Raw genomic sequence first — 14,448 nt, 5'->3', positions numbered from 1 at the left:
TGACCATGCTAACGTCAGTTGTCGCTAACTTGGTTAGTTATTCGTGCAAGGATCGGGTTGACGCAAGAAGGAGGGCACACGTGCACACCGCCACTACTTTGAATAAACACGAAATTCTGCTTACTGATGCGCACAAGTACGGCGGCACGGCAAACCAGCCCAACCGGTCAGTGTCACCACTGCCGGTCCAGGTACGACGTGTGGACAATGTTCATGCTTGACACGGTTCCGGCCGGAGTGGAAATTGAGCTGGCTCGATTCTTCGCCGCCGCTCGCCTGCGAGCGAGTGACTACGGCGAGCACTACGTCGCCCTCTGGGATTCCCTGGCACAGGCCAGCAGCGGCGGCAAGCGGGTGCGTCCGGCTCTGGTTCTGGCGGCGTATGCCGGTTTCGGCGGGCGCGATCAAGGTCTCGTTGCTCCGGTAGCGGTCAGCTTCGAGCTGCTGCACACGGCCTTCCTCATTCATGACGACGTCATCGACCGCGACCTAGCCCGCCGCGGGGTGGCCAACATTGCGGGTCGTTTCAATGACCGCGCGCTCGCCCACGGCGCGGCGGCCGATCAGGCCGGGGTCTGGGCTACGGCGGCGGCAATTCTCGCCGGCGACCTCGCCCTGAGCGAGGCCCACCGCGCACTGGCGAAGCTGCCGGTCGATGTCCCCACCCGGCTGCGTCTGCTCGACCTGCTCGACCGGGCGGTTTTCGTCTCGGCCGCCGGGGAGCTGGCCGATGTCACCAACAGCTCGGCTCGGCATCCGCTCACCGTGACCGAGGTCATCACCACCCTGGAGAATAAGACCGCCGTGTATTCCTTCGAAGCCCCGTTGCAGGCCGGAGCGGTACTGGCCGGGGCCGGGGACGACGCGATTCGCATTCTCGGCCGCTACGGACGCCTCGTTGGAGTAGCCTTCCAACTCACCGACGATCTGCTCGGCGTCTTCGGCGACCCGCTGAAAACCGGCAAGAGCGTGACGGCCGACCTGCGCGAGGGCAAGCAGACGGCTCTGATCGCCCACGCCGGCAGCACCGCCAGCTGGTCGCTGATCGCACCCTATCTCGGTAAGATCGACCTGAACGACGACGAAGCCGAGCGCGCCAGGGAACATCTGCGCGCCTGCGGAGCGAAAGAAGCGGCCGAAGGCCTGGCCTACGACCACTCCCGACTGGCCGTCGAGGCCCTCGACCCCGCGATCATTCCGGCCGAGCTGCGCGCCAGCCTGATTGAACTCGCCGAGGCCGCCGTGAATCGGGCACGCTGATGAGCCCGTTGCGGGCGTCGGTTCGAACCGGCAGTACGACCACCAACCTGAATAAGTACGCCGAGACGGCCCGGGCGAGTTCGACGACGGTCATCGGGCACTATTCCACCTCGTTCGGACTGGCCGCCCGACTGCTTGACACCCGGGTGCGCACGCCGGTGCGCACCATCTACGCCCTCGTGCGCATCGCCGACGAGATCGTAGACGGAGCCGCCGCCGAAGCGGGAGTCTCCACCGAGGAACAGCGGCAGCTGCTCGACGAGCTCGAACTCGAGACCGAGCGGGCGATCGTGCGCGGCTACAGCACGAACCTGGTCGTGCACGCCTTTGCCGCGACGGCCCGCCAATCGGGCATCGACTCCAGCCTGATTGCCCCCTTCTTTGCGTCGATGCGCCGGGATCTCGACCCGGCACCGTTCACCGCCGAGGGTGTCGCAAACTACATCTACGGCTCGGCCGAGGTGATCGGACTCATGTGCCTGCGCTGTTTTCTGCAGCATTCACCACGCACTGCAGCCGAAGTCGGCGTGCTCGAAGACGGTGCGCGCCATCTCGGCGCGGCCTTTCAGAAGATCAACTTTCTGCGCGACCTGTCCTGCGATCGGGAGTTGCTCGGCCGCAACTACTTTCCGGGAATCGACCCGCTGAACCTCAGTGACCAACAGAAGAATGCGATCCTCGACGACATCGATGTCGACCTTTTGATCGCCAGCGCCGTGCTGCCCTTGCTGCCCGCCGGTTGCCGGCGCGCCGTGGCCGCAGCTCAGGGCCTATTCACCCGATTGTCGAATCGGCTACGGTCGACACCGGCCGATCAATTACTGCGTGCCCGCGTTCGGGTGCCGGATGGGGAGAAATTCGTGATTGCTCTGACCGCCAGCCTCGGACCCGGCGCGTGGAAGCGATGACCGGCGCAGCCCGCACGAGAACCGGGCGAACCCGCACGATCGTGATCGGCGGTGGTATCGCCGGCCTCGCGAGCGCAGCGCTGCTCGCTCGCGAGGGCCATGAGGTGACGCTGCTCGAGGCCCGTGCTGAGCTCGGCGGGCGGGCTGGCGTGTGGAGCACCGACGGTTTTCGCTTCGACACCGGGCCGTCGTGGTACCTCATGCCCGAGGTGTTCGAGCATTTCTATCGCCTGTTCGGCACCACGGCGGCCGAGCAACTCGACCTTGTCAAACTGAACCCCGGCTATCGGGTGCATTTTGAAGGGGACCCGACGCCGGTGGATATTCTCGCTGGCCGCGCCGCCAACATGCGCTTATTTGAAAAGCTGCAACCGGGAGCCGGGGCGGCGCTCGGCCGCTATCTTGACTCGGCCACCGAGACCTACGACCTGGCCGTGCAGCGCTTTCTGTACTCCAGCTACGAATCGTTTCGCCCGTTTCTGGTACCCGACGTACTGCGGCGGCTCGGACGGCTGGCCCGCCTGCTGCTGCAACCGCTGAATAAGTTTGTCGCCGGCTATGTCAGCGACCCCCGACTGCGACAGATTCTCGGTTATCCTGCAGTCTTTCTCGGATCGGCGCCGAACCTGACACCGTCGATGTACCACCTCATGAGTCATCTCGACCTGGCCGACGGCGTGCTCTACCCACAGGGCGGTTTCGAAACCCTGATCGACAGTATTTCCGCGCTCGCCCGCGTCGAGGGCGTGCAGATCGTCACCGGCGCGCGCGTCACCGCGATTCGAGTCAGCGATCACAAGGCCATCGCCGGGGTGAGCTACCTGGACGCCGGGGACCAGATGCAGTACCTGCCCGCCGACACTGTCGTGTCGTCGGCTGACCTGCACCACACGGAGACCGAGCTGGTACCGGCCGAACTGCAAACCTATCCCCAGCGCTGGTGGGACAAGCGGGTGTCGGGCCCCGGGGCCGTGCTGGTCATGCTCGGCGTAACCGATGAACTCCCCCAGCTGCAGCACCACTCACTGTTCTTCACCACGGACTGGGGCAAGAACTTCGGGCAAATTTTCGGCAAGCGCCCCTCGGTGCCGTCACCGGCCTCACTCTACGTCTGCATGCCGAGCGCCACCGACAATTCGGTGGCCCCGGCCGGAAGCAGCAACCTGTTCGTGCTGGTGCCGGTACCGCCCGATGTGACCCTCGGCCACGGCGGCATCAACGGCGCCGGCTCGCAGACGATCGAGCTGATCGCCGATGCCGCCATCGAGCAGATCTCGCGCTGGGCCGGAATCCCCGACCTGGCCGACCGGGTCGTTGTACGCCGCACCGTCGGCCCGGCCGACTTCGCCACTGACCTGAACAGTTGGAAGGGCGGCGCCCTCGGCCCCGCGCACACCCTGCGACAGAGCGCCTTTCTGCGCGGGTCGAACATGTCCAAGAAGATCTCGGGGCTGTACTACGCCGGCGGCACAACCATTCCCGGAATTGGATTGCCAATGTGCCTGATCAGTGCCGAAATTCTGCTCAAGCGGATGCGTCACGACACGACCACGGGACCACTCGCCGAACCGCTGCCCGCACGTCCAGTGCGCCCCGCCGGGGTTTTTGGACCGGCCGGCGCTTCCGGCGACCCGGTGCAGTCCGAGCCGCAGCAGTCATGACGGCACAATGCGGTCATGACGGGACAATAGTGATTGTCGTTTCGTGACCCTGCTGTACCTGCTCACCCTGCTGGTCTCGCTCGGCGGAATGGTCGTACTGGACTGGCGGTTTCGGCTGTTCTTCTGGCACTCACCCGTTCGAGCCGCGCTCGTGCTCGGCATCGGCGTACTGTTTTTTCTGACCTGGGACCTGTTCGGCATCGGCCTGGGCATCTTCTACCGCGGAGAAACCACCCTGATGACCGGGCTGCAGCTGGCACCGGAACTACCGCTCGAGGAGCTCGTCTTTCTCACCTTTCTCTGCTATCTGACCATGAATCTGGTGCGGGGGGCTCAGCTCGTTCTGCAGCGGCGAACCCGCGCGTGACCTATCTCATCCTGAACACGATCTTTCTGGCAGCGGCCGCCGCGATTGCTGTGCTGGCGCTGGCGCGCCGGTTGATTTGCGGCCGATTCGTGCTGTCCGTGACGTTGGCCCTCGTGTTGACCCTGCTACTCACGGCCGTTTTCGATAACCTGATGATCGGGGCTGGACTCTTCAGCTACGACCCGGCGCACATTTCGGGTCTGTTCGTTGGTCTCGCTCCGATCGAAGATTTTGCCTACCCACTCGCCGCCGCGATTTTGCTGCCTGCACTGTGGGTTCTCCTGGGCCGTACCAAGATAGGACGAACGGATGACTGAGCAGCTCGGCACGGTGTCATGGAAGACCCGTCAGGTGGTGCTGTCGTCGCGCCCGCTCAGCTGGATCAATACCGCTTTTCCGTTTGCCGCGGCCTATATCGTGACCACCGGGCGCATCGACGCACTGCTGATCGTGGGTACCCTGTTCTTTCTCGTTCCGTACAACTTGCTGATGTACGGCATCAACGATGTTTTCGACTACGAGTCCGATCTGCGCAATCCTCGGAAGGGCGGCGCGGAGGGGGCCCTGCTGCACCCAGCTCTGCATCACCTGGTTATTGGCGCCGGCGTAGTGAGCGTGGGGATTGTGGGGGCGGCGATGGTGCTGCTGGCGCGCGCGGAGCATCCGTTGTCCTGGGTGGTCCTCGCCGGGAGCCTGTTCGCCGTCGTCGCCTACTCGGTGCGCGGACTGCGGTTCAAGGAACGCCCCATTCTGGATTCGATCACCTCGAGCACGCACTTCGTCAGCCCGGCCGTCTACGGCCTCGTCGTGGCCGGCGCCACGATCACTCCTGGATTGCTGGCCCTGCTTGCGGCGTTTTTTCTGTGGGGTTTGGCCAGCCATGCCTTCGGCGCCGTGCAGGACGTCGAACCCGATCGCCACGCCGGAATCGCGTCGATCGCGACGGCACTCGGTGCCTGGCCGACGGTGCGCCTCGCGATCACCTTCTGGGCTCTGGCCGGCCTGCTTTTGCTGTTCACACCCTGGCCCGGGCCGCTGGCCGTTGTGCTCGTCGTGCCGTATATTCTCGCTGCTCGGCCGTTTTGGACGGTCAGTGATGCCAAGTCGGGCCGCGCCAACCGAGGCTGGAAGCGTTTTCTCCGGCTCAATTTTCTGAGCGGATTTCTCGTGACCATGCTGCTGATCTATTCCATCAGGCTGGCCGCGTGACGCAGGCCGAAGCCAGGTAGAGTCTTGTGATGGAGCTTACTTCTGCCCGAGTCGACAGCTGGAGCTGGGGCGTTCGCCTGTTCAAGACGCGTTCCATGGCCACGACTGCTTGCCGCGCGGGACACGTCAAGGTCAACGGTGACAAGGCCAAGGCCGCGCAGGCGCTGCATGTCGGCGATGAGGTGCGCGTGCGCACGGCCGGGTTCGACCGGGTGCTGATCGTGTCGCGCCTCGTGGTCAAGCGGGTCGGGGCAGTGGTCGCCGCCGAGTGCTACGTCGACCACACTCCCCCGCCACCGCCGCGCGAGGAGGTCGCTCTGGTGCCGATGCGCGATCGCGGTGCGGGGCGACCGACCAAGCGCGAACGCCGGGAAATCGACGAGCTGCGCGGGCACAGCACCGAGTGACCCGCAGAGCCTACGGCTACGGCTGCGCGGGCGGCTGCGGAACCGGTGGCTGGGCTGCCACGGGTGTGGCGGCGGCTGCGGGAACGGCCTGGGGTTGCGGCGGCTTGGGTCGCGCCTCAGCCTGGGACTGATGTGACTGCGCCGATTGCAGGGCAGCGAGCATGCCGAGCGAGCGTTTGATGCGGTCCTCGGCGTTCGCGTCGACGTGGCTCGCCGCCATGTTGGCTTCGATGACTGCACGCAGCACCTCGTCGCGTTGAATCTTCACCCCGCGCGGGGCGTCGATTCCGATGCGCACGCTGTCTCCGCGCGCGTCAAGCACGGTGACGACGATGTCGTCACCGATGAGGATTTTCTCCCCGGGTTTGCGTGTCAGGACCAGCATTGTTCAAGCCTATCCTTTAGGCCTGCCCCGGACGTGCCGCCCGTCGTCCACTCGGCGGCGCGGTTACGCGGCCGTCCATCCATTCCACGGGAAGCCCGAACGATTCAACGGAGGTCGGTGTGGTCGTGAAGTGTCGGCCGATGGCCGCGACGGCGTCGATCGGAACGACCGCGTTGACCATGTTCACCCAGCGCGTGCTGTCCTCGCTCTTGCGTCCGGCGTCCACAACGACCCAGATCTGGTCGGCGCCGATCGCCTCGAGGTCGGCTGCACGGGCCTCCGCGTCGGAGGCCGGGTCGATGCCGAAAGCGATGAAGGCGCTGCAGCCCGTTTCGACCCCGCGGGCACGGGCCGCGCGAGCGCTGCGCCGGTCATCCACTCGATCGGGACCGACGACGGTACCGCTGGCCAACACATCACCACCCCCGGCGAGCCGTTGCATCAGGCGCGCAATGGTGAACGGGTCCTCACCAAGCCCGAGAATCAGTACGAGATCGCCCGGTCGAGTGAGCGGCGCGGGAACCGGGAGGGTGCTGACCAGGCTGGGACCGGGCGCTGACGGGGGCCCGCCGCCCGCGTACTCGGCGCTGGCCGGCATCGCTGACGGACGCGTCGTCGCAAAGGTCAGCTCGTCCATGAGGGCCGCGAAGCCGTCCGAAGCCGTTGACAGCTGCGGGCCGGTGCGGGCGATTTCGTATTCGGCATCGTCGGCGTCGTCGAGCAGCGCGGCGATTCCGAGGCGCTTGTTCAGATCGAGCCCGGAATGGGCCGAGCGTCGTTGCGATTCCGGCGCGGGCACCTCGACGGTGACCTCATAGTGTTGGCGCGCGAAGAAGCCGCGAATGCCACCGACGGTGACCCGTTCGGCCGCGATGATGACCGCGTGCCGACCGTGCACGAGCAGGACCCGCTCCTGCACCTCGCGCATGGTCGCTCCCTCAAGCAGAAATCGAGTCGGTTCCACGAACCACACCTACCGTCTCAATGGTGACGTTCGCGGAGGTGACTTCCTGGTAAGACAGCACCGGAAGTCCGCCGGTCTGGGTGGAGACCAGCCGGCGGATGGCTGGGCGCAGTGCTGGAGCGCAGACCAGCACGGCCGACACTCCGCTCGCTTCGACCGTGGCCACCGAGGCTCGCACCGAGGAGAGCACAGTTTCGATGCGGGCCGGGTCCATGAGTATCTGGGTTCCCTGATCGGAGGGGCGCATTCCCTCGAGCATGCTTTGCTCCAGAGTCGGCTCGATCATGATCACGCGCAGCACGGCGCCGTCGAGGTATTGCGCGGTCAGCGCCGGTCCGAGGGCCATGCGGGCGGCCTCGATCAGGCCTTCCGGGTCGTTCGAGGTTTTTGCGCGCAGGGACAGGGCCTCGTAGATGCGGGGCAGGTCGTTGATGGGGATCTGCTCGATCAGCAGTCCCTGGAGTACCCGCTGCACCTCGGCGAGGGACAGCAGGCCGGGAATCAGATCGTCGACCGATGAAGGGTTGACCTGCTTGACGCCGTCGGTGAGCACCCGTACGTCTTCGCGGGTGAGCAGCCGGGCCGCATTGATCGTGATGATCGAGGACAGGTGGGTCACCACGACGGACACCCGGTCGATCACGGTGGCGCCGGTCATCTCGGCGCTGTGCCGCATCTCGCTCGGCACCCATTTGCCGGACAGTCCGAAGACGGGCTCCACGGTTTCGACGCCGGGCAGGGTGTCGAGAAAGTCACCGAGCGCGAGCACTTTGCCGGCCGGGGCAATTCCACGGCCGTATTCGACGCCGGCGATGCGAATGACATAGGTTGACGAGGGCAGGTCGACGCTGTCCCTGGTGCGCACCGGCGGCACGACAACGCCGAGGTCCATGGCGATTTTGCGCCGCAGGCCGCGCACCCGGGCGAGCAGGTCGTCCGAGGCTCCCGAGACGATATCGACGAGGTCAGGGGCGAGCATAATCTCCAGCGCATGCACCCGCATTTGCTCGATTAAGTCCTCGGTCGTGTCGGTCTTGGCCACGCTCTTCTCTGCCGCTTCACTCGCGGCCGCAGTGGCGACGGTACTCGCCTCACGCACCTTCAGTCGCTGCGCCACCACGATGAGGGTTCCACCGACGATCAGAAACGGCAGCACCGGCATGCCGGGAATGATCGCCATCAGAATGGCAGCGCCGCCGGCGATGACCAGGGCCACGCGCGACTGTGTCAGCTGAGCGGATGCCGTCGACCCGATGTCGGTCTCTGCATTGGACCGGGTGACGATCATGCCGGTGGAGACGGCCATCAGGAGTGCGGGAATCTGGGTGACCAGGCCGTCACCGATGGTGAGCAGCGCATAGGTGTTGAGGGCGTCGCCGATTTCCATGCCGCGCTGCAGCATGCCGATAGCGATGCCACCGACCAGGTTGATGATGATGATGATGAGGCCGGCGATGGCGTCACCCTTGACGAACTTCGATGCGCCATCCATGGCGCCGTAGAAGTCGGCTTCGGCGGAGACCTCGGCGCGGCGGGCCTTGGCCTCGGCATCGGTGATCAGGCCGGCACTCAGGTCGGCGTCGATCGCCATCTGCTTGCCCGGCATGGCATCGAGGGTGAATCGGGCACCGACCTCGGCGACGCGCTCAGCACCCTTGGTGACCACGACGAACTGAATGACCACGAGGATGAGAAAGATGACCGAGCCGATGATGATCGAGCCGCCGACGGCGACGTGACCGAAGGCCTCGATAACCTGCCCGGCGTACGCGTCGCCGAGCACCAGACGGGTGGATGCGACGTTGAGACCGAGTCGAAACAGGGTCGCCACGAGCAGCAGCGACGGGAAGACCGAGAATTCCAGGGGCTTCTTGACGAACATGGTCGTGAGCAGGGTGACCAGGCCGAGCATGATGTTGACGATGATCAGAATGTCGAGCAGAATCGCCGGGATGGGGACGACCAACAGCAAAATGATGCCGACCACGCCGACTGGAACGGCGAGTTTTGCGAGGTTCTTATTCACGTCAACGGCCTCCGGCTGTCTGAGTCTGGTTGGTCTGAGTCTGGTTGGTCTGAGTCTGGTTGGTCTGAGTTTGGCTTGAGGGCATCGGGCGGGCGCCGCCGAACGGCGAGGACATGGTGTGTACGCCGGCCCCGGTACTGCCGCGGGCTTTCAGGGCCATCACGAAGGCAAGCACTCGGGCCACAGCGTTGTACATATCGGCGGGAATCTCCTCACCGATCTCGCAGGCCGCGTGCAGGGCCCTGGCCAGGGGGATGTCCTGCACGATCGGCACCCGGTCGGTGTCGGCCTGCTCACGGATGCGGGCGGCCACGTGGCCGAGTCCCTTGGCGACAACCCGCGGCGCTGACCGGCCCGGTTCGTACTTGAGCGCGACGGCAACGTGAGTCGGGTTGACCAACACGACATCAGCATCCGCTACCGCAGAAATCATACGGTTGCGGCTCATCATGATCTGACGAGACCGACGCTGGGATTTGATCAGCGGGTCGCCCTCGGCGGCCTTGCTCTCATCCTTGACCTCTTTCACGGACATACGGGTTTTCTTGCGGTTGCGCCGCATGACCACGAAGACGTCGGCGGCGGCAAGCACGAGACCGGCAACGACGGCGGCCTGCAGGAGTGCTGCCGCGCCGTCCGACGCTGCTTTCATAAGCTCCGACACGGGGAGTCCGCCCGCAGTCATCAGCACCGGCATAAGGCCCTGAATGACCATGTACAGCACGAAGCCGACGACGGCGGTCTTGGCCAGAACCTTGACGCCTTCCCACAGTGCCTGGCCGCCGAATACCCGCTTCATGCCGGTGATGACGTTGAACTGCTCGTATTTTCCCGTGAACTTCTTAAAGTGGATGCCGCCCTGCAGCGCTGCTCCGCCGAGCACGACCACCAGGACCACGACGAAGAACGGGGTCAGCACCTCGGCCATCGAGACCAGCCCGCTGCCGAGCGCCTGCACGGCCACGTCGGTGTTCGGGGTGGCCGCGAGGGTGCCGATCATGAACATCTGGTCGGTGCCCGCTGCCGCGCCCCGCTCGATCGTGGTGGGTAGCATGAGGGCGGCCGCGCCGACGCCAAGCCAAGCCGTGATGTCCTGAGATTTGGAGAGCTGCCCCTTTTCGCGCACCTCCTTCATGCGCTTGGGGGTGGCTAGTTCGGTCTTTTCGCCGGAGTCCTCAGCCATTTATTGCACCCCCATGAGTGCATCGAGCGCCTCGCCGGTGAGCGAGGACACGATCTGCGGGAGGGCAACGAACACGGTCGCCGCGAGGGTCAGGGTGATGAGAATCTTGAGCGGAAAGCCGAGGGCGAAGGCGTTGAGCGCCGGGGCGACGCGCGTGAGCAAGCCGAGGCCGGCATCCGCTAGAAAAAGCACCACGAGCAGCGGGCCGGCGATCTGCACGGACGCGAGGAACATTTGGGTGACGGCCGCGACGAGCGTCTGCGCAGGGTCGGCGAAGTCGATGCCGCCGCCGAGCGGAATAGCGGTGAAGCTGCGGGCGAGGCCGCCGATGATGAGTTGGTAGGCGCCGGAGGCGAACATGAGGGCGAGGGCGGTCATCTGAAACAGTCGGGTGAACTGGGCGCCGTTGACCATGGCCTGAGGGTCGAAGCCCTGGGCCATCTGGAATCCGCTGAACATGTCGATGAGGCCACCGGCGGACTGCACGGCGGCGAAGACGAGGTAGACCAGAAAGCCGAGCAACGCGCCAACCACGATTTCGAGCACGAGGGCGCCCATGAAGCCCGCCGTGTTCTGCGACACGTAGCCATCGGCGACGCGCGAGGACATGGCCAGGGCGAACGCGACCGCGAGCATCCCTTTAATGCGCAACGGAATCGCGTTGTAGGAGAACGGCGGCGCAATGACGATGAACGCCACCATGCGCACACCGGACAGCATGACCGCTTCGATCCAGGCGTAGTTGAGAACGAATTCCACTCAGCCACCCCCGAGGAGGGAGGGGATCTTCTCAAACATCTGGTTGGTGAAGGCTATGGACTCTGCAATCATCCAGTGCCCGCAGATCAGCAGCGCGAAGGAGACCGCGATGGCCTTGGGCACGAAGGAGAGGGTGACTTCCTGGATCTGGGTGATCGACTGCAGCAGCGAGATGGCGAAGCCGACGACCAGCGCGGTGATGAGCATCGGCGCCGATAGCTTGGCGGCGAGAATGAGGGCCTGCAGGCCGATGTCGAGAACCGCATTGGTATTCATGTGACCATCTGATAACTGCCGATGAGCGAGGTGATGATGAGCCCCCAACCGTCGACGAGAATGAACAGCAAAATTTTGAAAGGCAGCGAGATCATGACCGGTGGGAGCATCATCATGCCCATAGACATGAGAGCGGCCGAGACCACGATGTCGATGACCAGGAACGGGATGAAGATGACGAAGCCGATGATGAAGGCAGCGCGCAGCTCGGAGATCATGAACGCCGGGATGAGCGTCAACAGGGTCACGTCATCGGGGTTGTCCGGGTTCGGCTGGTCGGCCGCCCTGGTCATTAGCGCGAGGTCTTCACCGCGGGTGTTGGCCAACATGAATTGCCGCAGCGGCTCGGAGCCGAGGTTGAGGGCATCGGTGAAGGTCATGGTGCCGTCGAGGTAGGGCTGCAGGGCGACGCTGTTGATGTCGGTGAGCACCGGCGACATGATGAACAGCGACAGGAACAGAGCCAGTCCAGCGAGCACCTGGTTCGGCGGGATCGACGGCAGGGCCAGGGCGTTGCGGGTCATCGCGAGTACGACGAAGATCTTGGTGAAACTCGTCATCATGAGCAGTAACGCCGGGGCGACCGAGAGCAACGTAATTCCGAGCAGGGTGACGATGGCCGAGGACGGCGCGCCGTTGGGGCCGTTGATGTCGACGCTCAGGCCGCCGCCGCCGTTGTCGTCGGGGTTGGTCGGGTCGGTCGGGTCGGTCGGTGCGGTCGGTGCGGTCGGGTCGACCGTCACGGCGTGGGACGGGTGAGCGCCGAGCCAGAGGAAGACGGCCGTGATCACGATGGCGAAGAGAATCAGGATGCCGACGCGCGCGACGTTGCCGCGGTTGGTCGACCGCGAGAGTACGGCGCTCACCGGCCGTTCCGAAGGGCGGCGGCAGTCTGGGTCCAGGTGGCCGGGGACAGGATCGAGCCGGCCAGGCGTGAGGGAGGTGTGGTTTTCGGTGCCGGTGTTCCCGTGCGACGCGGGCGGAATGCGAGGGTCGAGGTGTCATCCGACGCGGCCGAATCGAGGGATCGGGCGAAAATGGTGGCGGAGGATTCGGCTGGTGACTGAGCTGGGACGGTAGTGGTCTCGGTGAGCGTGGCGGCGGCATCCGCTTCACTGACATCGTCGATGGAGGCGGGGCTGCCGTGCAGCACGCTGACGGCGTGCTCGGTGACGCCAAGAATGAGACGTTGGCCGTCAACGTCGACGACAACTACGGATGCCTTCTGGCCGACGTTGGCGCGGCCGACGACGGTGACGAGGTTTGCGGAGAGCTTGGCTCGACCGCCCTGGACCAGGCGACGCTGCAGGTACCAGAGCAGCCCGAACACCACGCCGAGCGAGAGGACGACCCGCAGGGCGACGATGAGGGTGTCCATGTATTACAAGCCTTCGACGACGTCGAGAATCTGGGTGATGCGTACGGCGTAGTCCTGGTCGACGACAACGATTTCGCCATGGGCGATGAGACGACCATTGAGCAGAATGTCGGCGGGGGCGCCGGCGGAACGGTCCAGTTCAATGACCGCACCGGGTTCGAGCGAGAGTACGTCACGAACGGCCATGCGGGTGCGGCCGATCTCCACGGTCAGGGTCATTTCGACGTTGTTGATGCGGCCGAGGTTGCCGAGCACGGCCTTGTTGATGGTGGCCGTTCCCCCGCCGATGGTGCCGTTGGAGCGCAGCCGAATCGCGAACCAGCCGGTCACGACGCCGCCGGCGCTGAGCTCGAATACCTGGGTGTCGTCGGCGAGGAACAGAGCGGAGGCGTCTTCGACGCGGGAATCGCCGAGCACACCGATGCCGAGCACGCTCGCCGCGCTCTCCAGCGCGGGCCGTAGCACGTCCTGGCTGGAGACGAGAGATGGAGCAGCGCCGGACGCGGCGTCGAGCGAGGACGCATCCATGAGTACGACGGCCAGGTCGGCTGAGCTGGACCCGACGAAGGAGGCCACCACACTGGAGCCGAACCTGGCGGTCAGGGCGGCGCTGCCACTGTGCACGGTGGCGTGCAGAGGCACGGCCGTGGGGAGAACGCGCAGCAGTGCGTCGACGGCGGCTTCGGAGACTGACTGGTTGGAGATCATGAGGTGCTTTCTTCGGTGTCGATGACGATGCAGGCGAGGCGGGAGCCGTTGGCTCCGACGGCGGCCCGGGCCAGGGCTTGGCCTCCGACGGCGAGATCAAGCGGGCGATGCTTAGGGTGCGGGATGGGGAGCACGTCGCCGACCATGAGGGAGAGAATTCTGCTGGGCAACACTCGAGCCGGGGTCAGCCGAAGTGCGACATCGACCGGAACGGCAGCGAGCTGTGCCTGCAGGTATTCGGCCGAGTTCGTGGTGATGCGCACCGGGTTGGCCTCCCCCATCTGCGGCATGAGTGCCGCGGCGGGGATGGCCAGTGTCGCCGTTGTCGTGTTGCGTTCGATACGAATCGAGAAGGTCGCAACGATCATCAGGTCGGCCGGGGCCGCAGCCTGGGCGAACTGCGAGTTGTACTGGATACCCTCGACGGCGAAGTCGTTGACCAGCAGCGGGCCGAATGAGTAGCGCAGATCTTCGAGCGCCTCGGTCATCATCTGGCGCATGAGTGCGAGTTCGATCGGGGTGAAGTTGCGCTCGGCCGGAATCACCTGGGAACCGTTGCCGCCAAGCATGTGGTTCACCCAGGTCAGTCCGGTCACTGTCGGCAGTTGAATGACCGACCTGGCCTCCAGCGCGGCGATCGTGCAGAGCACCATGGCCGTTTTGGACGGCAGGGATCCGGCATATTCGTCGTAGGTCTGCATCAGCACCTGATCACAGGTGATCGTGCAGAGCGCACGAACCCGTGCGGTGATCTGAGTGCCCCACTGGCGGGCAAATGTCTCGAAGGCGAGTTCAAGGACGCGGGCATGATCGCGCGCCAATGTCGTCGGCCGGCGAAAGTCATACAACTCCACCGACTTGGCCGCTCTAATAGGCGCACCTGTTTGAATCTGTTCCTGGACCGTCACGTTTGCACTATCGGTCATGGGCGTCGAAATGTTAGAAGTTGAGGAAAGG

The 14,448-nt window shown here is 65.0% G+C and carries 17 protein-coding genes; 7 read left to right on the top strand and 10 right to left on the bottom strand.

Going from position 1 to position 14,448, the window contains the following annotated elements; genetic code table 11:
• The first annotated feature begins 213 nt into the window (after positions 1–213).
• From CXY73_RS19290 to CXY73_RS19260, 7 genes are read left to right on the top strand one after another with little or no spacing between them, the layout of a single operon-like run.
• Entirely contained in the window at positions 214–1,260 is a 1,047-nt protein-coding gene (locus CXY73_RS19290; RefSeq protein WP_158254168.1) for a polyprenyl synthetase family protein, read from the top strand.
• Complete coding sequence (locus CXY73_RS19285; RefSeq protein WP_104178643.1) at positions 1,260–2,168, top strand: squalene/phytoene synthase family protein; 909 nt, start codon at positions 1,260–1,262, stop codon at positions 2,166–2,168. Before CXY73_RS19290 ends, CXY73_RS19285 begins: the two co-directional genes overlap by 1 nt.
• Positions 2,165–3,829, top strand: a complete 1,665-nt coding sequence (gene crtI / locus CXY73_RS19280; RefSeq protein WP_104178642.1) for a phytoene desaturase family protein — start codon at positions 2,165–2,167, stop codon at positions 3,827–3,829. Before CXY73_RS19285 ends, crtI begins: the two co-directional genes overlap by 4 nt.
• A gap of 43 nt (positions 3,830–3,872) precedes the next feature.
• Complete coding sequence (locus CXY73_RS19275) at positions 3,873–4,196, top strand: lycopene cyclase domain-containing protein (RefSeq protein WP_104139055.1); 324 nt, start codon at positions 3,873–3,875, stop codon at positions 4,194–4,196.
• Positions 4,193–4,513, top strand: coding sequence for a lycopene cyclase domain-containing protein (locus CXY73_RS19270; RefSeq protein ID WP_104139052.1), 321 nt, complete (start codon positions 4,193–4,195; stop codon positions 4,511–4,513). Before CXY73_RS19275 ends, CXY73_RS19270 begins: the two co-directional genes overlap by 4 nt.
• On the top strand, positions 4,506–5,405 hold the full coding sequence (locus CXY73_RS19265) for a prenyltransferase (protein WP_104178641.1): 900 nt from the start codon (positions 4,506–4,508) through the stop codon (positions 5,403–5,405). The genes CXY73_RS19270 and CXY73_RS19265 overlap by 8 nt, the downstream gene beginning before the upstream one ends.
• 29 nt (positions 5,406–5,434) lie before the next feature.
• Positions 5,435–5,812, top strand: a complete 378-nt coding sequence (locus CXY73_RS19260; protein WP_104178640.1) for an RNA-binding S4 domain-containing protein — start codon at positions 5,435–5,437, stop codon at positions 5,810–5,812.
• 16 nt (positions 5,813–5,828) lie between these two features.
• Here CXY73_RS19260 and csrA read toward each other — a convergent pair whose 3' ends face one another.
• Genes csrA through CXY73_RS19210 form a run of 10 tightly spaced genes read right to left on the bottom strand, consistent with a single transcriptional unit; the run spans position 5,829 to position 14,417 of the window.
• Positions 5,829–6,197: a carbon storage regulator CsrA gene (csrA, locus tag CXY73_RS19255; protein WP_104178639.1), complete on the bottom strand. Its 369-nt coding sequence runs from the start codon at positions 6,195–6,197 to the stop codon at positions 5,829–5,831.
• Between the two features lie 16 nt (positions 6,198–6,213).
• Positions 6,214–7,161: a hypothetical protein gene (locus CXY73_RS19250; RefSeq protein ID WP_146071824.1), complete on the bottom strand. Its 948-nt coding sequence runs from the start codon at positions 7,159–7,161 to the stop codon at positions 6,214–6,216.
• A complete protein-coding gene (locus CXY73_RS19245; protein WP_104178637.1) occupies positions 7,136–9,187 on the bottom strand; it encodes a flagellar biosynthesis protein FlhA in 2,052 nt (683 codons plus the stop codon). Before CXY73_RS19245 ends, CXY73_RS19250 begins: the two co-directional genes overlap by 26 nt.
• A gap of 1 nt (position 9,188) precedes the next feature.
• Positions 9,189–10,370, bottom strand: coding sequence for a flagellar biosynthesis protein FlhB (locus CXY73_RS19240; RefSeq protein WP_104178636.1), 1,182 nt, complete (start codon positions 10,368–10,370; stop codon positions 9,189–9,191).
• A complete protein-coding gene (locus CXY73_RS19235) occupies positions 10,371–11,129 on the bottom strand; it encodes a flagellar biosynthetic protein FliR (protein ID WP_104178635.1) in 759 nt (252 codons plus the stop codon).
• Positions 11,130–11,405, bottom strand: coding sequence for a flagellar biosynthesis protein FliQ (gene fliQ, locus CXY73_RS19230; RefSeq protein WP_104139023.1), 276 nt, complete (start codon positions 11,403–11,405; stop codon positions 11,130–11,132).
• Positions 11,402–12,271, bottom strand: a complete 870-nt coding sequence (fliP, locus tag CXY73_RS19225) for a flagellar type III secretion system pore protein FliP (protein WP_233198476.1) — start codon at positions 12,269–12,271, stop codon at positions 11,402–11,404. The genes fliQ and fliP overlap by 4 nt, the downstream gene beginning before the upstream one ends.
• Positions 12,268–12,783 carry a flagellar biosynthetic protein FliO gene (locus CXY73_RS19220; protein ID WP_104139020.1) on the bottom strand — a complete coding sequence of 172 codons (516 nt, stop codon included), beginning with the start codon at positions 12,781–12,783 and terminating at the stop codon, positions 12,268–12,270. Before CXY73_RS19220 ends, fliP begins: the two co-directional genes overlap by 4 nt.
• A gap of 3 nt (positions 12,784–12,786) precedes the next feature.
• Entirely contained in the window at positions 12,787–13,491 is a 705-nt protein-coding gene (fliN, locus tag CXY73_RS19215) for a flagellar motor switch protein FliN (protein WP_104139017.1), read from the bottom strand.
• The gene (locus CXY73_RS19210; protein WP_104139014.1) at positions 13,488–14,417 is read right to left on the bottom strand and encodes a flagellar motor switch protein FliM; all 930 of its coding nucleotides are present in this window, start codon (positions 14,415–14,417) and stop codon (positions 13,488–13,490) included. The genes fliN and CXY73_RS19210 overlap by 4 nt, the downstream gene beginning before the upstream one ends.
• Positions 14,418–14,448 lie beyond the last annotated feature (31 nt).

Origin of the sequence: Cryobacterium sp. Y50, assembly GCF_002929805.1 — a bacterium.
Lineage (GTDB): Bacteria > Actinomycetota > Actinomycetes > Actinomycetales > Microbacteriaceae > Cryobacterium.
The sequence above is the reverse complement of the archived record's forward strand: the minus strand, read 5'-3'. Positions and strand labels throughout refer to the sequence as shown.